Annotated in this window: 17 protein-coding genes; 12 read left to right on the top strand and 5 right to left on the bottom strand. The window is 41.0% G+C overall.

Translation table 11 applies throughout. The features are described 5' to 3' along the window. Positions 1-168 precede the first annotated feature (168 nt). Positions 169-1,458 (top strand): histidine-type phosphatase, encoded by a 1,290-nt coding sequence (locus tag HMPREF1505_RS05545; RefSeq protein ID WP_036923637.1) that lies wholly within the window; start codon positions 169-171, stop codon positions 1,456-1,458. A gap of 460 nt (positions 1,459-1,918) precedes the next feature. Here HMPREF1505_RS05545 and HMPREF1505_RS05540 read toward each other — a convergent pair whose 3' ends face one another. Beyond that, positions 1,919-2,362, bottom strand: a complete 444-nt coding sequence (locus HMPREF1505_RS05540; protein WP_036923635.1) for a DKNYY domain-containing protein — start codon at positions 2,360-2,362, stop codon at positions 1,919-1,921. Positions 2,363-2,443: 81 nt separating this feature from the next. Continuing rightward, positions 2,444-2,968, bottom strand: coding sequence for a flavin reductase family protein (locus HMPREF1505_RS05535; RefSeq protein WP_036863603.1), 525 nt, complete (start codon positions 2,966-2,968; stop codon positions 2,444-2,446). Positions 2,969-3,200: 232 nt separating this feature from the next. Here HMPREF1505_RS05535 and HMPREF1505_RS13125 point away from each other — a divergent pair, with 232 nt between their 5' ends. Continuing rightward, positions 3,201-3,368: a hypothetical protein gene (locus tag HMPREF1505_RS13125; RefSeq protein WP_155948915.1), complete on the top strand. Its 168-nt coding sequence runs from the start codon at positions 3,201-3,203 to the stop codon at positions 3,366-3,368. 143 nt (positions 3,369-3,511) lie between these two features. Next, positions 3,512-3,943, top strand: coding sequence for a Fur family transcriptional regulator (locus HMPREF1505_RS05530; RefSeq protein WP_036923633.1), 432 nt, complete (start codon positions 3,512-3,514; stop codon positions 3,941-3,943). Between the two features lie 812 nt (positions 3,944-4,755). Here HMPREF1505_RS05530 and HMPREF1505_RS05525 read toward each other — a convergent pair. Together HMPREF1505_RS05525 and HMPREF1505_RS05520 are read right to left on the bottom strand one after the other, a co-directional pair. Continuing rightward, positions 4,756-4,974: a hypothetical protein gene (locus HMPREF1505_RS05525; protein WP_036923631.1), complete on the bottom strand. Its 219-nt coding sequence runs from the start codon at positions 4,972-4,974 to the stop codon at positions 4,756-4,758. A gap of 8 nt (positions 4,975-4,982) precedes the next feature. Further along, positions 4,983-7,250: a hypothetical protein gene (locus tag HMPREF1505_RS05520; protein ID WP_036923629.1), complete on the bottom strand. Its 2,268-nt coding sequence runs from the start codon at positions 7,248-7,250 to the stop codon at positions 4,983-4,985. Between the two features lie 590 nt (positions 7,251-7,840). Between HMPREF1505_RS05520 and ileS the strand changes: the two genes are divergently transcribed. From ileS to HMPREF1505_RS05485, 7 genes are all read left to right on the top strand, one after another. Next, positions 7,841-11,506 (top strand): isoleucine--tRNA ligase, encoded by a 3,666-nt coding sequence (gene ileS / locus HMPREF1505_RS05515; RefSeq protein ID WP_036923627.1) that lies wholly within the window; start codon positions 7,841-7,843, stop codon positions 11,504-11,506. A 144-nt stretch (positions 11,507-11,650) separates the two neighbouring features. Next, positions 11,651-12,034, top strand: coding sequence for a molecular chaperone DnaK (locus HMPREF1505_RS05510; protein WP_013265473.1), 384 nt, complete (start codon positions 11,651-11,653; stop codon positions 12,032-12,034). Beyond that, the gene (locus HMPREF1505_RS05505) at positions 12,034-12,711 is read left to right on the top strand and encodes a lipoprotein signal peptidase (protein ID WP_013265655.1); all 678 of its coding nucleotides are present in this window, start codon (positions 12,034-12,036) and stop codon (positions 12,709-12,711) included. Before HMPREF1505_RS05510 ends, HMPREF1505_RS05505 begins: the two co-directional genes overlap by 1 nt. Positions 12,712-12,718: 7 nt before the next feature. Further along, complete coding sequence (locus tag HMPREF1505_RS05500) at positions 12,719-13,672, top strand: DUF4296 domain-containing protein (RefSeq protein WP_036923624.1); 954 nt, start codon at positions 12,719-12,721, stop codon at positions 13,670-13,672. Beyond that, a complete protein-coding gene (locus HMPREF1505_RS05495) occupies positions 13,669-13,896 on the top strand; it encodes a hypothetical protein (protein ID WP_036923622.1) in 228 nt (75 codons plus the stop codon). The genes HMPREF1505_RS05500 and HMPREF1505_RS05495 overlap by 4 nt, the downstream gene beginning before the upstream one ends. Before the next feature lie 64 nt (positions 13,897-13,960). After that, positions 13,961-15,598 (top strand): M23 family metallopeptidase, encoded by a 1,638-nt coding sequence (locus HMPREF1505_RS05490; RefSeq protein ID WP_036923620.1) that lies wholly within the window; start codon positions 13,961-13,963, stop codon positions 15,596-15,598. Between the two features lie 17 nt (positions 15,599-15,615). Then, on the top strand, positions 15,616-17,253 hold the full coding sequence (locus tag HMPREF1505_RS05485; RefSeq protein ID WP_036923618.1) for a dipeptidase: 1,638 nt from the start codon (positions 15,616-15,618) through the stop codon (positions 17,251-17,253). Positions 17,254-18,009: 756 nt separating this feature from the next. Here the strand turns inward: HMPREF1505_RS05485 and HMPREF1505_RS05480 are convergent. Then, positions 18,010-20,172: a translation factor GTPase family protein gene (locus tag HMPREF1505_RS05480; RefSeq protein ID WP_036923616.1), complete on the bottom strand. Its 2,163-nt coding sequence runs from the start codon at positions 20,170-20,172 to the stop codon at positions 18,010-18,012. 204 nt (positions 20,173-20,376) lie between these two features. On the opposite strand from HMPREF1505_RS05480, the gene hemW reads away from it, so the two are divergent. Continuing rightward, entirely contained in the window at positions 20,377-21,624 is a 1,248-nt protein-coding gene (gene hemW, locus HMPREF1505_RS05475) for a radical SAM family heme chaperone HemW (protein ID WP_036923614.1), read from the top strand. A gap of 57 nt (positions 21,625-21,681) precedes the next feature. Further along, on the top strand, positions 21,682-22,008 hold the full coding sequence (locus HMPREF1505_RS05470; protein ID WP_036923612.1) for a hypothetical protein: 327 nt from the start codon (positions 21,682-21,684) through the stop codon (positions 22,006-22,008). Positions 22,009-22,624: the final 616 nt, after the last annotated feature.

The raw sequence follows: 22,624 nt of genomic DNA, 5'->3' as shown, positions 1-22,624 counted from the left end.
TATGATTACCATTATAATTCAGAATTCATAATCCATAATTCATAATTATGATTACCATTGTTTGCTATAAAGATAGGTGATTTATCTATAGTTAATAGTAATACCCTTATCATAAGCATCTGAAGTAATCATAATTATGAATTATGAATTAATCAAACTCTTACTACAATGAGAAAACTTAATTCACTCTTACTCCTTTTAATACTGACAATCATTTGTCCAGCATTAGCACAGGCACAGCTTCAGCGTTCTGAGGCATTCAAAGGAAAATACAAACTAAAGGAAGTTGTTATTCTCTCTCGTCATAACATCCGCTCACCACTATCAACCAATGGTTCTGCACTGAGCAAGATGACTCCACACGAGTGGACAAATTGGTCATCTGCAGCCAGCGAACTGACACTCAGAGGTGGTGTACTTGAAACCGAGATGGGACAGTTCTTCCGCAAATGGACTATCGAAACGGGATTGTTTAAGGATAACTATGTTCCAACAATTGACGAAGTAAATGTCTATGCCAACTCTATGCAGCGTTGTATCGCTACTGCACAATACTTCTCTGGTGGCTTCATGCCAGTGGCTAACCTACGTGTGAACCACCGCTATGTACCATCTAAGATGGACCCAATCTTCTTCCCTCGTCTTACAAAGAGTACTGAGGCTTTCCGCACTGAGGCTATGAAGCAAATCAATGCTATGGGTGGTAAGGAAGGACTCGTTGGTATCAACAAAAGTCTAAAGGAGAGCTACGATCTCATTGCTAAGGTCTTAGACATGAAGCAAAGTGAGTATTATAAGAAAGGAGAAATAAAAGACTTCGTCAATAACGATACACAAATTACGCTTGAACTCAACCAAGAGCCAGGAATGAAGGGTTCGTTGAAGAATGCTAACTCTGCTTCTGACGCCTTTATCCTCCAGTATTATGAGGAGCCAGATGGCATGAAAGCTGCCTTTGGTCATAAACTCACAACTGAGGATTGGACTAAGATTGCTAAGGTTAAAGACGTGTATGGCGACGTACTTTTCACTGCTCCGATCGTTGCTGTTAACGTGGCTCACCCACTTTTGCAGTATATGTACGATGAGTTGAACGACAAAGACCGTAAGTTCACTTTCCTCTGTGGTCACGACTCAAACATTGCAAGTGTTGATGCTGCCCTTGGTGTTGAGGAATATTCACTTCCTAACTCTATCGAGAAGAAGACTCCTATCGGTTCAAAACTTGTCTTAGAGAAGTGGGTCGACGCTGCTGGTAAAGCTTATATAGCCGTAAACCTTGTTTATCAGAGTACAGACCAACTTAAGCAGATGTCCCTACTCGACCTGCAGCATGCTCCACAAGTATTCTCCTTAAAGTTGAAGGGTCTCAATCAGAATACTGACGGTCTTTATACTTTCGAGGATGTCAATGCACGTTTCCTTCAGGCTATTCGCGCATACGATGATATTAAATAAGTGGACGAGTGGACAAGTGGACAAGTAGACGAGTTGCTTGTGAGAAAGATAGAAAAAAGGAAATGAAAATTTAACAAGCAACTTTCCTACTCTTAAACTCGTCTATCAATCAGCTTATACCCCATCTTCTACAGCGGTATTGTTGTGCCGCACGCCTTGTGCTGTTGGTTAGCACCACTCGTGCGAAGCCTTAGCACCACATGTGCGGAGCCTCAACACCTATCCTATTAAGGACAGAATAATGAAGAAGTGAACAAGTTTACTGTATAAAAAAGACAAAATAACAAAGTAAACAAGTAGATAGGTGAACCAGTTGCTTGTGTAAAAGATAAAAAAAAGACATAATAACAAAGGACGTGAACAAGTTACTTATTAAATTATCACGTTACCTTTGTTACTATGTCTATTACCATGATACACCATCTTTTATTACAAGCAACTGGTAAACTTGTCTACTCCTTCACTTGTCTTCTCGCCTACCATATCTATACATCGTATACCCATCTGTTCCTTTCCCATCCCCGACATATCTAAAAGAAGAGGGAGAGGCACCCTTGACAATAGGCTCTGTAGCATACTCATAACCATAGCTGTCAGCATCAACAGCTATTACATGCAAAGGATAATAAACATTCTTCTTATCCTTAGCATAATTCTCCATCCCATTGGTAGTTTCTTTATTCACATAGAAGGTCGTTATATCGACATCTTCCATAGGCTTAACATACTTGATAAGGACGGCAGAATCACCTAAGGCGGCATAGATTTTGTCATTATGCCGCCAATAAAAACCTATTCGCTCATTCTCTTTCAGTTGCTTCCAATGCCCCCTTTCCTTATAATCATCATAAGGTTTGCAGGCTACAAGAAGCAATAGAATGATAAAGATATACCCTATTTTCATTCCCTTATAAACCTTTTGCCTCTTACAATTCATCTTTTATTACAAGCAAATAGTAAACTTGTCTACTTGTTCACTTGTTTACTAACCAAGATACTCATCGTCACGAACGAGTATTTTTTCAATCTTACCAACATACATCGTATGAAGGTCGCCATTAGGATAAGCCTGTTCAAAAACCTCCTTATCAATAAAACCACTTTCCTTTAGGTCTGCAGCATACTCTTTCTTACAAACAAGCACTAACTTAGCCTCCTTAAAATAAACACTATTATCAGCAAAAACCTTTGTCAGTCCAGCCTTCTCTATCTTATTCTCATCACGTCCTGAGACAGAACCAAGATAAGCCATTTGCTTCTTAAAAGAGGTATCCATCACGCAAAGCGTAAAGTAATCTTCCTTATCCACGAAAGTCTTTGTATAGCGACTGGCACGTATATAGGCAACAACTGTTGGGTCGTTATGGCCCCACATACAGCCAATATGTCCCCAACTAATTGTCATCGTATTACACCCATCCTGCTCATTACCAGCAGATAACAACATCCATTCCTTTCCTAAAAGGTTGAACGGATTAAACTTTAAATCTTTGTAACTAACTTCTTTCATCCTAAATCATCTTTATGTATACACTTTAAACATTTATCAAATACAAAAGTAACACTTTTATCCGTTCTAACAAAGCACACAAGTGAAAAGATGACAAAGGAACAAGTTACATGTGAAGAAGACAAAGTAACATAAGAACACATTTAATGCATACAAGTTAACAAGTGAATAAATTGCTTGTAAAGAAGACAAAGTAACATAAGAACACTCTTTATTGCATACAAATTGAGAAGTGGATAAGTTACTCATTATGTTATTATTCCTCCATCGTTCCTCTGTTACTGTGTCTTTCTCTGAGCAAACTGTTCTCTTATCAAACTACTATGCTACCCTGTCTTTCTCACAAGTAACTCGTTCACTCGTCTACTTGTTCACTCGTCTACTCCTACAATATCTGTAGTTTTTCCAATATAATATTTGTCAGTTTTACACAAAATTCGTACCTTTGCAGTGATATTCTATCAATCATTCGTTTTAATTCGGGTGATTTATTATGATTAGTGGAAATATATTTAGTATAAATTGATAAAAAGGTAGACAACAGTGGATTCAGTATATAACAAATTAATAGCATTAGGTATTCGCCCATCTATACAGCGTGTAGCAATCATGAAGTATCTCGCTACTCATCACACCCACCCTACAGTGGAGGAGGTTTTCCTTGCATTGAAGAAACAACTTCCAACGGTGAGCCGTACAACCGTTTATAACACATTGAGAATGTTGTCAGAACACGGAGCGGCATCAATGATTACCATTGATGACCACCGCGTATGCTACGATGGCGTTACCGAGCCACATGCACACTTCTTCTGCAAGCGTTGTGAGAAGGTTTATGACTTTGAGGCAATGGAAATGCCACGCTATACTGGCGAAATTGGCAAGGGTTTTAGAATTGATGACACACAGCTTTATTATAAAGGTATCTGTCCTCACTGCCTTGAGACAATGAACGAGAAAGAGGAACTGAACTAAAGTCCCCGTCTCAAAATACACTAAGCGTGGTGTAACCAATAGTAAAACCATGAATAAGGTTGGTAAGTGGAGCTGAGCTATAGAAGAAATGACAAGGCTATCCATACCCATTTATAATACAAAAACATTGTAAAAAGACATTAATCATAAAGATTTATCAACGTTACTTGTGGCTATAGCTACAAAGAAAAGAGAGCCTAAAACAAGGCATTATCAGCAAAGTTTCACCACAAGCTCAACAGAGATAAATAAAGAAAAATAAACTGTGACTTTATTATAGTTCTAAGTAAATTTAATGCGGATGCACGATTGTGCATCCGTTATTTGTTTCAAGAGGTCTCAACTGACAACGAAAGACGCTGAAAAAACTATACAAAAATACTCTCTAAAGCACACCTTTTTACTCGAAAAAAGAGCCATTCGCTTGCAGTTGTAACTATCACTAAATCAAATAGTTCCAAAACAGCGTAATAAAAGGTGCTTAATAAGACTTCAAAAGGGCGTTAGTAAGAGGCTTAAAGAGCATCTTTTAGAAACCAAAAGGGCGTTAATAAGACTCCTATTAAGCATCTATAAAAATCAAAGATATGATTTTTCTTTACAATTCAAGAATCTTATATGAGGAAAAGAAAACACTCTACTCCGTCCTTCCTAACTGATTTGTCTTAAATTTAGCAGTAAGAGCAAAAGAAAAGAGGCAATATCAAAATAAACTTGATACCGCCTCTTACCTTCTCAGTGGTTAACAGCAACAGCACACTAAAGAGATTATCTTAACAGACACCTTTCTATGCTGTCGTATCACTTAACTATTAGTCATCCCACACGTTAGACTGAAATACTTCCCAAAGTGGAATTTCTGGCTTAGCACCTACCTCGTCATCCTCTGGATTACCATCAATAGGCTTAAAGATTTCACCATCACTACCACCATTACCGGTATTATCAATCTTAGAGAAAGGACTCAACATGATTTCATCTGCTAATACAGAACTCTCTATAGTAGTAGGCTTTATATATTCTTTTTTCATGACCTTAATTACTTAACGAATACCTTTTTGTTATTTACAATATAAACACCAGCTGGCAAAGTGTTCAATTGAGAATCATTCTCAGCCACCTTCTGTCCTTGGAGGTTGTATACAGGAGTCTTAACAGCGTTGTGATCTGCAGCAACTCCAATACCTTCAATACCAGTCACGGTTCTTGTCACATCCTCATCATCAACAAAGATTGAGAGAGCCTTTGCAGGAGTACTGCCATTAACTTCTATCCAGCTTCTGAAGCCCTTAACATCAAGAGCTTTGTTTGTATAATACCACTTTCCGTCTTTTGCACCAATCACATAAGACTGAGCAGGAATAAAACCAGTTTTACTAACAAATGAGCCACAGAACTGAACAGTTCCATTCACTGTAGACGAAGCCTTTGCTGCCTCCTTGAATGTCTCAGAAGGAGTGAGATTAACAGGTACTACGTTATTGATTGTATAATAAGGTGCTGAGATAGTTAGCTTACTATTATCTGACAACGTTTTCTCATATGAGCCAGTTGCTACTGTTGCAGCACGCGTGGTCTTCATGATGTAAAGCGTATTTGCCTTCAAAACAACATCATTATCATTAGAGAGATCTACTGACTTAAAATTAAGACGAAGAGTCTTTACAGCATCTTGACCAACGAAAGTAGACAACTTAGCCTGATCACCGAAAGCAGTCTTAAATTGAGCAGCAGTAAGATTTACAGGAAGAGTGATAGATGCCCACTGCCCTGGAGTAAGCTTACGCTTGAGGATAAGCGTGTAAGCATTTGTTGTAAGCAATCCCTGCTGATTAAGATATCCAAGAGAAGTCTGATCCTCATCCAAAATCATATCATTATCACCACAATACTTCAACTGGAAGTTGTCGAAAACAGTCCAGTCAAGTGGCTTATTAGAACCCTCAACTTTTATACCAACATTTAACATATCACCATCAGCTGGTACATAAACAAGGATAGAGTTATTATAGCTGCCTTTTTCAAAAAGCTTAGCTGCCTTCACGTATGGACTTTCTTTTTCTGCATTAGCATCAGCTGTTTTATAGGTATTTGTCAAGGCATCTTCGTCATATGTAAATTCATTACCAAAAGTATTTAACACAGCAGAAACGTTTGAACGACCATCTGTTGTGTTATCAACATTAGCAAACAGACTCGCCTTCATGCCACTTCCTGTATCGGGACTAAAGAAACCATCACATGAAACCCTATACCATCCCTTCTTTAGAGTGGTTACTTCCTGACTAACAGTACCATTTGCCTGAGCATTATTACCAAGATTCCTAATTGAAGCATTCCAGTAGCTACCATAAAATCTTGTATACCCGTCTGGCCACTTATTTAACTGTCCTACACCGACATAATAGGTATTTGGAGAAGTATTTGAAGACGTAACATCGAAGGCATAGATCTCCTTACCACCATTATCCTTTTGTGGAGTAGTGTGGAAACCAGTTACAGTCCAGTTAAGAATACCCTTATGACTTCTAACAAAATCAGGGTCAGACATCAAGAAGGTTGCGTCAGCAGGTGCCTCAGCAGAAGCAAACTGAGCTTTAAAGGCCTTTTTTAAATCATCAAGTGTTACAAGCTTCCATTCACCATTTTTATTACCAATAGCTGAAGGATCTGCTGTAGGATAGTCATATAAAATACGATTAGAGCTTGAAACACCAGACTTTACTACAAGATAACGATTACCCGTTACATTTACAGTTGTTGGGTGAACATAGTGATCAGTTGGATCATCTGGTACTGGTCCACTTGGTACATTGCTATTATCACAATAAAGGGTATAAATCTTGTTTGTTGCACTATAATTACTTGCCGGTTTGATAATCCAGTGTACATTTGCATTATTTGTCGTACGATCACAGAAAACACGATCCCAGCTTGACTGCTTGTCTACATTATCGTCTTTAGATTTAACATAAGGGAAACCCAAAAAGTTTCCATCTGTAGTTGTCAACGCACCCTGAATAGTATAGGTATCAGCTCCTACACTGTTTAATTTCAACTCCAAACCAACATCATAGGCATTAATAGCGGTACCCCAAACATCACCTACATTCAAATACTTACCAGTACCAACATTATACAAATAAACTTTGTTCTTGTCTGGATTTGAATTAGCAATGACCGTTGAGGGATCATTACCAACCCACTGGAAATTACCGTCCTGACCTTGTGCCTTTACATTTATAGAAATGGAAGACAACAAAACTGTCAGAACAAGCATTAAAAACACTCCTGATTTTCTACTCATAATATAAGTTTCATTTATAATAAGTTAATATTTAGATATATATTTGTTATTCGTTCTTTTAGTTAGTATCAAAGAGAAAACTTGTATCTTTCTATCAAATAGTCCAATAACAAACAGGTGATTAAAGAAAACAAATCCTTATATAATACCTTTATATTCAGCATATTTATCTATCAAACAGAAGATATATGCTTCTTTTGATATATAATTACACCCTTAACTCTCTTTCTTGAGTGCAAAGATAACAATTAATATCATAATATTGAAACTTTTTCCAATATTTTTATTAAAACCTATTAAGAACTATGACAAAAGCCATAATTGTCCATAAAACATATATGCAAACAGCACGCATACTTATCTACTATATTATAATAATGTACTACACCTTAATACAAAATTAGAGTTTGTTGACCTTATAAGAAATTATCCTTACGATATGAGATATAATGCCATAAGAAAGATACCAACTAATAATACTTTGCATGAAAGAAAGTGCATTGTCTTTCATATAATAAAAAGTTTGGTAGTTTCAGTTGTTATTTGTATCTTTGCAAGTATTTAGAAAATAAGCAAAACAATTAGATAGTATGGCAAAGAAATTCGCCGAGCACAAGGGACTTGACCTTGTTAGCACAAATCAGGAAGTATTGAAAGAGTGGGAGAAGAAAGATATCTTCCACAAGAGTATTGATGAGCGTGAGGGCGACCCACAGTTCATCTTCTTCGAGGGACCTCCATCAGCTAATGGACATCCTGGTATTCACCACGTATTGGCACGTGCAATTAAGGATACTTTCAACCGCTACAAGACTATGCAAGGTTTCCAAGTGCATCGCAAGGCGGGTTGGGATACTCATGGATTGCCTGTAGAGTTGGGTGTAGAAAAAGAGTTGGGTATCACGAAGAAAGATATCGACAACCACGCATCTGACAAATATATCTCAACAGAGGAATACAACCATAAGTGTCGTGAGAATGTAATGAAGTTTACTGCTGAATGGAAGCAGTTGACAGAGGAGATGGGCTATTTCGTTGATATGGAGCATCCATACATTACTTACGATAACAAATATATTGAGACACTGTGGTGGCTTCTCAAGCAACTCTATAACAAGGGCTTGCTGTATAAGGGCTATACCATCCAGCCTTATTCACCAGGTGCAGGTACAGGTTTGTCAAGCCATGAGCTGAACCAGCCAGGTTGCTATCGTGATGTAAAGGATACTACCGTCACAGCACAGTTTGCTATCCCTACAGAGGATTGGAAAGCATTGGCTGAAAAGGCTAATTTACCAAAGGAGACATGGGGTAAGCCTTGCTTTGTTGCATGGACAACCACACCTTGGACATTGCCTTCAAACGTTGCACTTTGTGTTGGTCCAAAGATTGAATACGTTATTGTTGAGACCTATAACCCATACGATGCCGAGAAGTTGACACTCGTTATGGCTGCAAGCCGTGTAGCTGCCTATCTGAAGTCAGAAGGTGAGATTACCGATGGTGGCGAATTACCAGCCTACGATCGTGGTGACAAGTATGTTCCTTATCGTATCGTAGGTCGTGTGATGGGTACAGAACTTGAAGGATTACACTATCAGCAGTTGATGCCTTGGGTAAAGCCTGTTGAGCAGACAGGTGACTTTGCACCAAAGTTTGTGAACGACTATGCTGCAGCTCACCCAGAGAAGGTGTTTGCAAGCGAAGATGGTCGTGATAAGTTTGTGGAGATGGAGAGTGAGGCTTTCCGTATCATCCTTGGCGATTACGTCACTACAGATGATGGTACAGGTATTGTACACATTGCTCCTACCTTCGGTGCGGACGATGCTAAGGTGGCAAAGGATGCAAACATCCCTGCACTTTATCTGATTTCAAAGAAGGGACAGACTCGTCCAATGGTTGACCTGCAGGGTAAATACTTTACTATCGACGAGTTAGACCAGAACTTCGTTAAGGCTTGTGTTGATGAGAAAGCATATGGTCACCACGCTGGCGACTATGTAAAGAACTCATACGACCCACGCTTCAACCCTGATGGCGTATGGGATAAGAAGGCTTCAGAGAAGGAAGAAGACCTGAACATCATTATCTGTATGGAGATGAAGCAGGAAGGTACAGCTTTCAATATTCAGAAGCATGTACACAACTATCCTCACTGCTGGCGTACAGACAAACCTATCCTCTACTACCCTCTCGACAGTTGGTTCATCAAGGACACTGCTAAGAAGGAACGCATGGTAGAGTTGAACAAGACTATCCGTTGGCAACCAGAATCAACTGGTACTGGTCGATTCGGCAACTGGCTTGAGAACTTGAATGACTGGAACCTCAGCCGTTCACGTTTCTGGGGAACCCCATTGCCTATCTGGCGTGATGAAAACCGTGGCGAGAAGTGTATTGGTTCTGTAGAGGAACTTTACAACGAGATTGAAAAGTCTGTTGCTGCGGGTATCATGGAGAAGAATCCACTGAAAGAGGCGGGCTTCGTTGTTGGTGATTTCAGCCAAGAGAACTATGATAAGATTGATCTTCACCGTCCATACGTTGACGATATCGTCCTCGTAAATGATGAAGGAAAGCCAATGCATCGCGAATCAGACCTCATTGACGTTTGGTTCGATAGTGGTTCTATGCCATATGCGCAGCTCCATTATCCATTTGAGGGTGAGATTAATGCAGAAGGCTTGAAGGCTACGGGTAAGACTGAGGCTGAATATCGTGATCAGTTGGTACACTCATGCTATGAGGGTATAGCTGTTCCACCAGCATTCTTCCCTGCAGACTTCATTAACGAGGGTGTTGACCAGACTCGTGGTTGGTTCTTCACACTTCATGCAATAGCAACAATGGTGTTTGACTCCGTTGCCTTTAAGAACGTGATTTCAACAGGTCTTGTGCTCGATGCAAAGGGTAACAAGATGAGTAAGCACGTGGGTAACGTTACCAACCCATTTGAGATGATGAATAAGTATGGTGCCGACCCTGTACGTTTCTATATGATGACGAACAGCGAACCATGGGATAACTTGAAGTTCGACCCAGAAGGTGTTGACGAGTGTCGCCGTAAGTTCTTCGGTACCTTATATAATACGTATAGCTTCTTTGCTCTTTATGCTAATGTTGATGGCTATGATGCCTCAACATGTGAGGCAGTGAAGGCTGATGCACCAGAGATTGACCGTTGGATTATCTCTAAACTTAACTCACTCATCAAGGGTGTGACTGCTGAGTTAGAGGACTTCGACCCAACACGTGCAGGTCGCCTTATCGACTCATTTGTGAACAACGACCTTAGTAACTGGTACGTTCGCTTGAACCGTAAACGTTTCTGGGGTAAAGAAATGAGTGCTGACAAGAAGAGTGCATACGACACATTGTACACTTGTTTGATGACTGTTGCACGCCTGTTAGCTCCATTTGCTCCATTCTATGCTGACCAGCTCTATTCAGACTTGGGTGGTAACTCGGAAAGCATCCACTTGGATCGCTGGCCAGTAGCAGACGAGTCTGTTATTGATGCTGACCTTGAGGCACGTATGGATATGGCACAGCGCATCACCTCAATGGTTCTCGCGCTGCGTCGTAAGGTGAATATTAAGGTACGCCAGCCATTGGCACAGATTATGGTTCCTGCTATCGACGCAACTCAGAAGAAACACATCGAAGCTGTAGCAGACCTTATCAAGCACGAGGTGAACGTTAAAGACCTTACTTTCGTTGAGGGACAGGGCATCCTTGTTAAGAAAGTGAAGTGTAACTTCCGTGTCATGGGTAAGAAGTTTGGTAAGCTGATGAAGCAGGTAGCAGCCCATATGGATGCTCTTTCACAGGAAGAGATTGCTACATTGGAAGCTGCAGGCGAATTCAACTTCGAGTTAGAAGGTCAGCCAATCAAGGTAGAGGCTGCAGATGTTGAAATCATCTCAGAAGATATCCCAGGCTGGTTGGTAAGCAACGAGGGTAACTTGACCGTTGCACTTGAAGTTGAACTGACAGAAGAACTCCGTCGTGAGGGTATGGCACGTGAGTTAATCAATCGCATCCAGAACCTCCGTAAGGAGACTGGTCTTGAGATTACCGACCGCATCTCTGTCATTATTGAGCCACAAGCAGAGGCAGCAGCAGCTGTAGAGTCATTCGGCGAACTGATTAAAGCACAGGTTCTCGCTAATGACATTACACTTGCAGAGAACAATGGAGCTGATGTTGAGTTTGATGAATTCAACCTCCATATAGAAATCAAAAAGAGCTAAATGAAATAGTCGGGGTGTACGAGTCGTACATCTATAAGCTAAGAACAATAGTGGACGTGTCTCGTACACGTCCCTATTATCAGGCTTTCGACAACCTCAAAATATTACAGATTACTTTCACAACCTAATTCAATTCTTTACTTTATGGAAACTAAGAAGCGTTATACCGATGAGGAACTCGAGGAGTTCCGCACGATAGTAAATGACAAGTTGGCGATAGCCAAGTCTGACTACGACGAGACGATGAAGATTCTGATGAACAAGAATACAAACGACGTTAATGACACATCACCAACCTATAAAGCGTTGGAAGAAGGCAGTTCAAACCAAACTAAGGAAGAACTGGTACAGATGGCACAACGTCAGCAGAAGTTTATCCAAGCCCTCCAGGCTGCACTTGTCAGAATCAATAATAAGACTTACGGCATTGATCGTATCACTGGAGAGCTTATTCCAAAGGAAAGACTGCGCATAGTACCACATGCAACACTGAGCGTAGCATCCAAGATGGCAAATAAAAATCACTAATGAGTAAACAGAAAAAACAAAGCTTGATAGCCACCTTGCTAATTATTCTATTGATTGTGATAGACCAAATTATCAAGGTTGTTGTCAAGCTTAATATGAATTTAGGCGAATCTATCCATATCTTCGATTGGTTCCAGATACAATTTATCGAGAACAATGGTATGGCATGGGGTATGGAATTAGGAAGCAAACTCTTCCTTAGCATCTTCCGCATCGTTGCCATTGGCTTCCTTATTTGGTACATTTCTAATCGTATCAAACACGGAGCAAGAATGGCTTATATCGTTGTCTTGTCTATGATAACTGCAGGTGCTGCGGGTAATATCTTCGATTCCCTCTTCTATGGTCAGCTCTTTACTGCCTCTACACCCTATTACATAGAAGGAGCCACACCAGCTACCCTCGTTTCATGGGGAGAAGGCTATGCGCCTGTACTGATGGGTAAGGTAGTAGATATGTTCTATTTCCCACTCTTCCACGGCACATTCCCAGACTGGTTCCCACTCTGGGGTGGTGAGTCATTCACCTTCTTCTCACCAATATTCAACTTTGCAGACTCCTGCATCTCTGTGGGTGTCATTACGATTATTCTTGCTTTTCGAAAGGATTTCAACGGTTGGGTACCAGCTAAGGACAAGAAGGTTGCTGATAAAGAAAACATTACTGATAATCAGTAGATAGATAATGAGAAGTAAAAATCTGGTTCGTTCCTTCGCCACTCTTTGTTGGTTACTGCTTGCATTCTTCGTTGTAAGCTGTAAACCTTCTATCCCTTCTGAGTATATCCAACCTTCAGAGATGGAGGATATGCTCTACGATTACCACCTCTCCATGGCAATAGCCAATCGTGAAGGCTATACAGATGTCAGGCAACAAGCCTTTAAACTCGCTGTGATGAAGAAGTATGACGTATCAGAAGAGAAGTTCGATAAGTCTCTTCAATACTACATGCGACATACCGAGAAGCTACATGACATCTATGTTGAACTCAGCAAACGACTGGAAAACGAGGCACGTGCACAGGGTGTATCAGAGAGTGAATTGGCGCAATATGGTGATATTACTTCAAAGGGAGATACTACCGATATCTGGCGTGGTAACCGCACATTAATACTTTCTCCATATCCTCCAGTAGACCGTGAGTCCTTTGAAATCAAAGCAGACACAGCCTTCCACAAGGGCGACCGACTCCTCCTGAGTTTCGATTCACAGTTTATCATTCAAGATGGTATGCGTGATGCGATTATCATGATGGCTGTTACTTATTCAAATGATAGTATCGTCACACAATACCAGCATATTACGTCAGACTCCCACAACACGATGACGATTGATGTTGGGGATTCTTTGCGCATCAAGAACATTCGTGGCTACTTCCTAATGTTGAAGGGACAACAGCCTACAACTACTTTCAAGATGCTTATCCTCAATAACATTCATCTTGTCCGTATGCATGTTCGAAAACAGGAGACAACACAACCAACTGATTCTTTGAAAGAGTCCGACCCAATCAGAACGATTGGTGGTGAACCTGTCAGTCCTCCAACAGACCCTAATCAGCCTGCAGGACCACCGACAAGAACACCTGCTGACGCAATGAAGGAACGAGGGATACCTACCAAGCCCGATAAGTTATGACCGACAGGAAAAAGTCGATAAGACGTATCGGTGCTAACATCATTGAAACAGCGATGGGCGTTATAGAACAAGGAATTGTCGTTATTGAAGATGGCATTGTACTCAAGTCCTATCCATTCACAGAGGAAGAACCAATGACGGAATGGACAACAGGTACTATCACCATACGCCTCGACAATGATGGTAAGCCCAGAGCCTACAAAGACAAGCAATTACTGAAATGATTCTGTAATCTTACCACGAGGAAGACAGCAGACACACCTATAAAAAGAAAGAATCTGATAGCCAATGAGCTTGTTATTAAATATTTTATTATCCATACTCCCTTTCGGTTCACCAGTTCACGTTCCAGTGCAATTGGCGGGCAACTTTGGAGAGCCTCGACCTAACCACTTCCACGGAGGTATTGATATCAAAACCGAACGTGAAGTAAATCTTGGCGTCTATTCTATTGCTGATGGCTATATTTCTGGTGCTATCGTTGAGAAATATGGCTATGGACGAGCTATCTTGGTCACTCACCCCAATGGATATACCAGTTGTTATGTTCATCTCAATCGCTTCACTCCACAGATTGAAGCTGCCGTTCGTAAATGGCAATACCAGCATCAACAGTTTGCTTGCGACGTTAAATTCCGACCAGGAGAGTTCCCTGTAAAGAAAGGACAGTTTATCGCTCTTAGCGGTAATACAGGTTCATCACAAGGTCCACACATCCACTTAGAGATGCATAAGACTACAAATGGAAACCTTTACGACCCACTCAATTTCTTAAAGGGTATCGTTAAAGACAAGACTGCTCCTGCTGTTTATTCATTTAAGTCCTATCCTCAACCAGGAGAAGGAGTATTCCAACACAGTTCAGACTCACGTATCTTCACATTTGACAAAGGACATTTCCAAGCATGGGGAAAGGTGGGCTTTGGTGTAAGAGCCAGTGATCACATGGACTCTGTATATAATAATTTTGGAGTAAGATACACACAGTTGTATTGTGATGGTAAATTGGTTTTTTCCTCTGATGTGAACAATATTCCTACAAGTTGTCACAGAATGGTTAATTCGTGGGGTGATTACGACCACTTCCTTTCTACAAAGATTTGGTTTATGAAGTCTTACATCGAACCTGGTAATACTCTTCCTATCTTACATGCAGGAGCTAACAGGGGTATTATCAACTTCAATCAGCAACGCGACTACCACCTTCGTTACGTCATAAAAGACGTCTTTGGCAATCAAACAATAAAAGATTTCACTGTGAAGGGTGAGCCAGAAGCTATTCCAATAGTTCATCTTCCAGATGGTGTAAGTCCACTCTATTATGCCAAAGACAATAACTTTGAGGCTGAGGGAGTACGACTGAACATCCAGAAAGGCTTACTTGCTAAGAACGGTTGGCTACAATTACGACACGGAAACACAAGCAGCACGCTGTCTATGGCTTATAGTTTCTCTAAAGCAGCCTATCCACTCTTCAACTATGCACAGATAAGTATTAAGCCAACTGGTATGATACATAATCCGAAGAAGTTATATGTTGCGATGCGTAACAGCTTGAACGCTGATGCTCCAGCATCCTATTGCGGTGGAATATATGCGAATGGTTGGGTTACAGGACGAATGCGCGAGTTGGCAAATGCCTACTTCCTTGCTTACGATGAGACCCCACCAACGATCACACAGCAGAATCTCAACCCACGCAACCTCTCCTTTAAGATAACTGACACAGGTAGCGGTTTACAAGGTTACAAGGCTTATCTCGATGGGCAGTTTATTATGCTACAGTTCGGAAAGAACAAAGAAGTATTCTTCTGTAACCTCGCAGACACCCCTGTTCGCCCTACTGGGAAGGAACGAATGTTGAAGATTATCGCAACCGACAACCGCGACAATAAGAAAGAATATCTGACTAAAATAAAGTATTAACAATTAAATTGTAGAGTATGAAGAAATCATTTGCAACACTATTCTTCCTTACAATGATTACGTATGCTAATGCGTGTACAAACCTCATTGCTACAAAGGGAGCAACAACAGACGGTTCTGTCTTTGTTACTTACACCGCTGATGATTACGGCATGTTTACTAACCTATGTCATTACCCAGCAGGCACACATGCAAAAGGTGACCGCCGTGAGATTATTGACTATGACACTCACGAGAGCCATGGTTTTATTCCAGAGGCTCCTGTAACATACAATGTCATTGGAAACATCAATGAGTATCAGGTAAGTATTGGTGAAACAACCTATGGCGGCCGTGAAGAAATGGTTGACAAGAGTGGCATTATCGATTATGGTTCATTGATGTATCTTGGTTTGCAACGTAGTAAGACTGCACGTGAGGCTATCAAGGTAATGACCTCACTCGTTGAGACTTATGGTTATAACTCTGGTGGTGAGACCTTCACTATCGCTGACCCTAACGAGGTATGGTTGCTCGAGATGCAGGGTTGTGGTGGCGACAAGAAGCAGAAGGTTGTGTGGGTTGCTGTCCGCATCCCTGATGGCATGGTTTCTGCTCATGCTAACCAGAGCCGCATCGGTCAGTTCTCAACTTACAATACAGAGGTCATCACTTCTAAGAACTGCATCAGCTTTGCACGTTCAAAGGGCTGGTTCACTGGCAAAGATAAAGACTTCAACTGGAAGATGACCTATGCAGCACCTGACTTCGGTGGCCGTCGTTGGTGCGATGCTCGTGTATGGAGCTATCTGAATCATTTCAAAGACATGTCACGTTGGTTGCCATGGGCGTTGGGAAAAGACCCTAACGCAGAGGATATGCCACTTTGGATTGCACCTGACAAGAAGGTCGATTTACCTAAGATGGAAGCTTGTATGCGCGACCACTATGAGGGCACTCCTCTGTCACTCGATAAGGATATAGCACAGGGTATCTGGGATTCTCCTTACCGCCCTACCCCATTAAAGTTTGAGGTAGATGGCAAGCAGTACTTCAACGAACGCCCTATCTCAACCCAGCAGACAGGTTTCTCTTACATTGCACAGCTCCGTTCATGGTTGCCACGCGAGATTGGTGGTATCCTTTGGTTCGGTAACGATGATGGTAACATGGTTGCTTACGTGCCTATCTATTGCAGCAATACAGAGCGTGCAGAGTGTTTCAACACACCAGGAGCTGATGCGGTAACCTTCTCTGATAAGAATGCTTTCTGGGTATGCAACTGGGTTAGCAACATGGTTTACCCTCGCTACTCTCAGCTCTTCCCTGCATTAAAAGAGGTGCGCGACTCACTTGACAACGCTTTCCTCGCAGCACAAAAGGGTGTGGAGGCGAAGGCAGAAGCACTCTATGCCACCGACAAGGCAGCTGCAGTGAAGTATCTCAACGATTACTCTGTTCAGAAGAGTAACGAAATGATTACACGTTGGCGTCAGTTGGCTATCCATCTGATTGTGAAGTTCAATGATATGGCTGTTAAGCCTGAGAAGGATGGCAAGTTCCTCCGCACTTCAACAGGTCTTGGCGAGCGTGTAAAGCGTACGGGTTACAGCGACTACTTTAAGCGTGAACTGGTAAAACAGACTGGCGACAAGTTTGCTGTACCTAACAAGTAGAACATCTAAAAGATTCAAGTTTAGCTGGCAAGTTGGTTTAACCAACTAAACTTCATATATTTACAAAGAGGCTATATTCATCGAGATATAGCCTCTTTGTTTATTAATAAAGATAAGAAATTCGAGAAATAACTTGCATTATTCCTAATAAAGTTTTATTTTTGCTCTGAATAAAACCCGTTTATATGGCACTTTTAGAAGTTATTTTCTTATTGATAACCCTCATTTTGATGCCGTTTATAACGCATGGTAAGCCTTGGTCTTTAAAATTATTATACTTAGGCTTTTGCGGTTTCTTTACCCCAATAATAGGGATTCCACTTTATTATTATCTAATGAAGTAATACCACTTATCAAAGGTGAACAACCCTTTATACTACAACTGACTGTTATCATATTGTCATCCAAAATCAGTTCATTTAGCTAATAAGAATCATGCACAGTGTGGTCTAATGACCGATTTGGGCTTAACTTGGTGAGTCTTAGCAACTCCTTTGCATCGTATTTAGTATGCGCACATGTGGTGCTAAGGCTTAGCACGCTATGTGCGGAGCATCAACACGACATGTGCGGAGGCTTAACACAATGGCTAAAAATGAGAGGAGAAGGTCATCTTTGTAACAACTAAGAACCAATAAGCACACATTCATTATTCAATACTGACATACTAATAAACAGAAAAGAGGTTGATTCTAATGCTACATTGCGTAGCCTTCGAATCAACCTCTTTAATTATATTAGTCTAAAATTGGAGGACTATTCTTCCTCATCCTTTACTTCTGCCTCATGCTCAGCAATCAACTTCTGCTGGATATCATTTGGAACAAGCTCGTAACTTGCGAACTTTGTTGTGAAACTTGCACGACCACCAGTGAGAGAACTCAGTGAGATACTATAGTTAGCAAGTTCTTTCAAAGGAATCTTTGCTTGTAACTTCTGATAACCTGCCTCAGAGTCCATACCCATAATCATGGCACGACGTCCCTGTAAGTCGCTCATTACGTCACCCATATAGTCACCTGGAACATACACCTCTAAGTCATAGATTGGCTCGAGAATCTTTGGTCCTGCAGCCTTGAAAGCGTCTGAGAACGCATGACGAGCAGCCAAAGTGAATGAAAGTTCATTAGAGTCAACTGGGTGCATCTTACCATCGAAGACTATCACACGTACATCACGTGCATAGCTACCTGTCAGTGGACCACGCTCCATACAATCCATCACACCCTTTAAGATAGCTGGCATAAAGCGAGCATCAATAGCACCGCCGACAACAGAGTTGATGAACACAAGTTTACCACCCCAAGGAAGGTCGCGCTCTTCACGTCCCTTGATATTCATCTTAAACTCCTGTCCGTTGAACTTATAGGTTGTTGGATCAGGCATGCCCTCTGCGTATGGTTCAACAATCAAGTGCACCTCACCAAACTGACCAGCACCACCACTCTGTTTCTTATGACGGTACTCAGCCTTTGACTGCTTGGTAATTGTCTCACGATATGGAATCTTTGGCTCCTTGAAAGTCACCTGAAGTTTCTCATTGTTCTCCAAACGCCACTTCAAAGTACGTAGGTGGAACTCGCCCTGTCCATGGACGATAGTCTGCTTCAACTCCTTACTCTGCTCAACAACCCATGTAGGGTCTTCCTGACGCATCTTTAATAATGCAGCCATGAGCTTCTCAGTCTCCTGTGAACTCTTAGCTTCAACGGCACGAGAGTATTTAGAGTTTGGATATTTAATGAAGTCAAAACGTTGGTCAGTACCCTTACCATTCAAGGTATTACCAGTCTTTACATCCTTCAACTTCACGGTACAACCTAAGTCACCAGCATTTAACTGGTCAACAGCAATACGATTAGCACCTGCACAAGCATATAGCTGTCCCATACGTTCCTTTGAACCACGGTCAGAGTTAGTCAAGTCGTCACCAGACTTCACACAACCACTCATCACCTTGAAATAGCTAACTTCACCAATATGTGGTTCCATACCCGTCTTGAAGAAGTAGAGAGACTCTGGACCATTACTGTCTGGCGTAACTTCCTCACCACGTGTATTATGAATCTTAGGCATCTCATCAACGAAAGGAACAACATTGCCTAAGAACTCCATCAGACGACGAACACCCATGCTCTTACCTGCACATACGCAGAAAACAGGGAAGATAGAACGCGTTACAAGACCCTTACGAATACCTGTACGCAACTCATCTTCTGTCAATGTTTCCTCTTCAAAGAACTTCTCCATCAAGCCCTCATCATTCTCGGCAGCAGCCTCAACGAGTGCTTTATGTAGTTCCATTGCCTTTGGCATCTGGTCAGCAGGAATATCCTCAATGATAGGTTCGCCACCTTCTGGCTTCCAGCTGTATTTCTTCATCAACAGAACATCAATCAAACTATTAAAGCCAGGACCTGTTTCGATAGGATATTGTACAGGAACACACTTTGAACCATAAATCTCCTGCATGGTGGAAATAAGGTTATCAAAGTCGCACTTGTCAGAATCCAACTGGTTAATAAGGAAGATAACAGGCTTCTTGAGCTTCTCGGTATAACGGAAATTGTTCTGTGTTCCGACCTCTGGTCCATACTGACCATTGATAAGAATAACAGCCTCATCGGTTACATTAAGGGCAGTAATCGCGCCACCAACGAAGTCATCACTACCCGGACAGTCGATGATATTCAGCTTCTTATTATTCCACTCAACATGGAATACCGTTGGGAACACTGAATAGCCATACTCCTGTTCAACAGGGAAATAATCGCTAACAGTATTCTTAGCTTCTACTGAACCGCGTCGCTTAATGACACCAGCTTCGAACAACATACTTTCGGCAAGAGTAGTCTTGCCGCTACCGGCACTGCCAACCAAGGCAATGTTCTTAATCTCGTTTGTCTGATATACTCTCATATCTGATAGATTTAAGCTGTTAGTAATAATTTATTTCGTCTCAAGGGACAAGCCGTAGCTCATCAATTCTGCGGTCTAAGTTATACATTTTCATCGAAAGCACCAAAGTTTCTTACGAAAAAAACGAAATCTTTTAAAACTTATTAGTACATTTGCATTAATTCTTGTAAGGCATACATTAATATATACGTATATACACTTATCATGTTAGGATTATACATTCACATACCTTTCTGTGCCAGTCGCTGCATTTATTGTGGCTTCTATTCTACTGTGCCAGCCAAGAAGAAGGACGAAAGGTTTTCTGTAGAAGAACGCTATGTGAATGCTATCTGCCATGAGATGGAACTGCGTGCGGAGAAGAATAGCAATAACTCTGGTGAAAGAATAGGCGGTTTGTCAACTATCTATTTGGGTGGTGGGACTCCTTCACAGCTTTCTTTTGAGAGCCTACAAAAGATATTCCAGACGATAGAAAACGTGTATCACATTGGTTTAGAATGGGATACAAAGAACAACACTTGTACCACAGCGACTCCTATTGAAGTCACAATGGAGTGTAACCCCGATGATATAACGGAGGAATTTGCACAGAACTTGCGTTCCCTTCCTATCAATCGTATCTCTATGGGAGCGCAGACTTTCTCTGATGAACGCCTACGTTTCCTGCATCGTAGACATACAGCTGACGAGGTGGAAACTGCTGTAAAGCGTCTAAGAAGTGTAAACATCAAGAACATATCAGTAGACCTTATGTTTGGTTTTCCCAATGAGACACTTGAAGAATGGAAAGAAGATATTGAACGACTGCTTGCTTTAGACATTGAACATATCTCTGCATATAGTCTTATGTACGAAGAAGGGACTCCCCTCTATCGCCTTCTTCAAGCGGGAAAGGTCAAGGATATGGACGATGAACTTTATCGTCAGATGTACGATACTCTCATCGACCGCTTAGCCGAAGCTGGTTATGAACAATATGAGATTAGTAACTTTGCCAAGCTTAAAGGTCAAAGTTCAAACCTCAATGTTCAAAGTTCAAAGTTCAAAGTTCAAAGTCCCTACCGTTCTCAACACAATAGTTCGTATTGGCACAATGTCCCTTATATAGGCATCGGGACCTCTGCCCATTCCTACAGCAATGGCAAAAGGAGTTGGAATATAGCAGATACCAAGGCATATATCGCTGCTATTGAGGAAGACAGACTTCCTTGCGAGGAGGAGATAATCGATGCAGATACACATTACAATGACATGATTATGACCGCCCTTCGCACATGTGAAGGAATAAATCTCTCAACGCTCTCTACTGAATACTATACTTATCTCATGCGCCTTGCCAAGCCTTTACAACAACAAGGTTTGTTGAAAGAGGACAATGGTTGGCTCCATCTCACCCGTGACGGCATCTATGTTAGCGACTCCGTTATGAGCGATTTAATGAAAGTATAAGTCTATCCTCACAAATCATCATCACCCAACATTCAACACCCAACACCCAACAACCCCATGACCAACGAAGAATTTGAAAAGAAATGGGCAGAGAATCGCAAAGAGGTTCTTGCCAACAACGAAGAGTATCAGCGTATTTCCCAGAGCTATAAAGGTTCAGGCTGGATTGACTATGTCATCTTAATAGCAGGTTTTGTCATCTGCGAGAACTATACCAAGACTATTGTCAACAGTATCGTACTCCAATATCTCTTTGCCCTTGTTGGCATGATCTTGATATGGTTGGGCTATCGCCTTATCAAGAGTCTCCTCAACAGCAAGCAATCCTTAGGAGAACTCGAAGAAAAGATAAAACAGCAATACAAAGATTCTATTAGTGATTAATCCACATACATGCTATGATTAGCCTCAATTAGCTGGTTTTATAAAGGGGAATAAACTACATAATAAATGTAATTAGATGCGATGTTTATCTGTCTTTTACAAACGAATCATTCCCATGTAATTGATTTTTTGTAAACTATTTTCGTACAGTTCAAAACCAACACATGCTCTTTTAGCTTCTAAAAGACGCCCAATTGACTTGCAAAAGGTGCCCTTTAAGCCCCTTACTAACGCCCTTTTGAAGTCCTATTAAGCACCTTTTACTTTACTATTTTATAACTAATTGATTTCCTTATGGTTACAAAACCACTTCGCATATGTATTTTTGCCGTTAGTTATAGATGTTTTCCTTGAAATTATGTAATGATTTTTCAAACTCTCGTCTACAGATTTTCGAAGTCTTAAAATGAAAAGGTTTTCAATGTCAGAGGATGATAATAGGATAGAATGTTAACTATCTTAGCCAAGTTTTTGTTTAGTGAGTAACTTTGATTCTTCCGTTAAAGTGATACGAAAAGCGTCCACACATTTAGCGGAAGAACCATGAATATGACTTATAGAGTAATCATAATTATGAATTATGGATTATGAATTCTGAATTATAATGGTAATCATA

Source organism: Prevotella sp. ICM33 (assembly GCF_000517825.1).
GTDB lineage: Bacteria > Bacteroidota > Bacteroidia > Bacteroidales > Bacteroidaceae > Prevotella > Prevotella melaninogenica.
The sequence above is the reverse complement of the archived record's forward strand: the minus strand, read 5'-3'. Positions and strand labels throughout refer to the sequence as shown.

What these genes read in the sequence shown, in the direction of transcription:
- HMPREF1505_RS05545 (WP_036923637.1), top strand. Translation starts at nt 169, where the DNA reads ATGAGAAAACTTAATTCACTCTTACTCCTTTTAATACTGACAATCATT.
- HMPREF1505_RS05540 (WP_036923635.1), bottom strand. Translation starts at nt 2,362, where the DNA reads ATGAAAATAGGGTATATCTTTATCATTCTATTGCTTCTTGTAGCCTGC.
- HMPREF1505_RS05535 (WP_036863603.1), bottom strand. Translation starts at nt 2,968, where the DNA reads ATGAAAGAAGTTAGTTACAAAGATTTAAAGTTTAATCCGTTCAACCTT.
- HMPREF1505_RS05525 (WP_036923631.1), bottom strand. Translation starts at nt 4,974, where the DNA reads ATGAAAAAAGAATATATAAAGCCTACTACTATAGAGAGTTCTGTATTA.
- HMPREF1505_RS05520 (WP_036923629.1), bottom strand. Translation starts at nt 7,250, where the DNA reads ATGAGTAGAAAATCAGGAGTGTTTTTAATGCTTGTTCTGACAGTTTTG.
- ileS (WP_036923627.1), top strand. Translation starts at nt 7,841, where the DNA reads ATGGCAAAGAAATTCGCCGAGCACAAGGGACTTGACCTTGTTAGCACA.
- HMPREF1505_RS05510 (WP_013265473.1), top strand. Translation starts at nt 11,651, where the DNA reads ATGGAAACTAAGAAGCGTTATACCGATGAGGAACTCGAGGAGTTCCGC.
- HMPREF1505_RS05505 (WP_013265655.1), top strand. Translation starts at nt 12,034, where the DNA reads ATGAGTAAACAGAAAAAACAAAGCTTGATAGCCACCTTGCTAATTATT.
- HMPREF1505_RS05500 (WP_036923624.1), top strand. Translation starts at nt 12,719, where the DNA reads ATGAGAAGTAAAAATCTGGTTCGTTCCTTCGCCACTCTTTGTTGGTTA.
- HMPREF1505_RS05495 (WP_036923622.1), top strand. Translation starts at nt 13,669, where the DNA reads ATGACCGACAGGAAAAAGTCGATAAGACGTATCGGTGCTAACATCATT.
- HMPREF1505_RS05490 (WP_036923620.1), top strand. Translation starts at nt 13,961, where the DNA reads ATGAGCTTGTTATTAAATATTTTATTATCCATACTCCCTTTCGGTTCA.
- HMPREF1505_RS05485 (WP_036923618.1), top strand. Translation starts at nt 15,616, where the DNA reads ATGAAGAAATCATTTGCAACACTATTCTTCCTTACAATGATTACGTAT.
- HMPREF1505_RS05480 (WP_036923616.1), bottom strand. Translation starts at nt 20,172, where the DNA reads ATGAGAGTATATCAGACAAACGAGATTAAGAACATTGCCTTGGTTGGC.
- hemW (WP_036923614.1), top strand. Translation starts at nt 20,377, where the DNA reads ATGTTAGGATTATACATTCACATACCTTTCTGTGCCAGTCGCTGCATT.
- HMPREF1505_RS05470 (WP_036923612.1), top strand. Translation starts at nt 21,682, where the DNA reads ATGACCAACGAAGAATTTGAAAAGAAATGGGCAGAGAATCGCAAAGAG.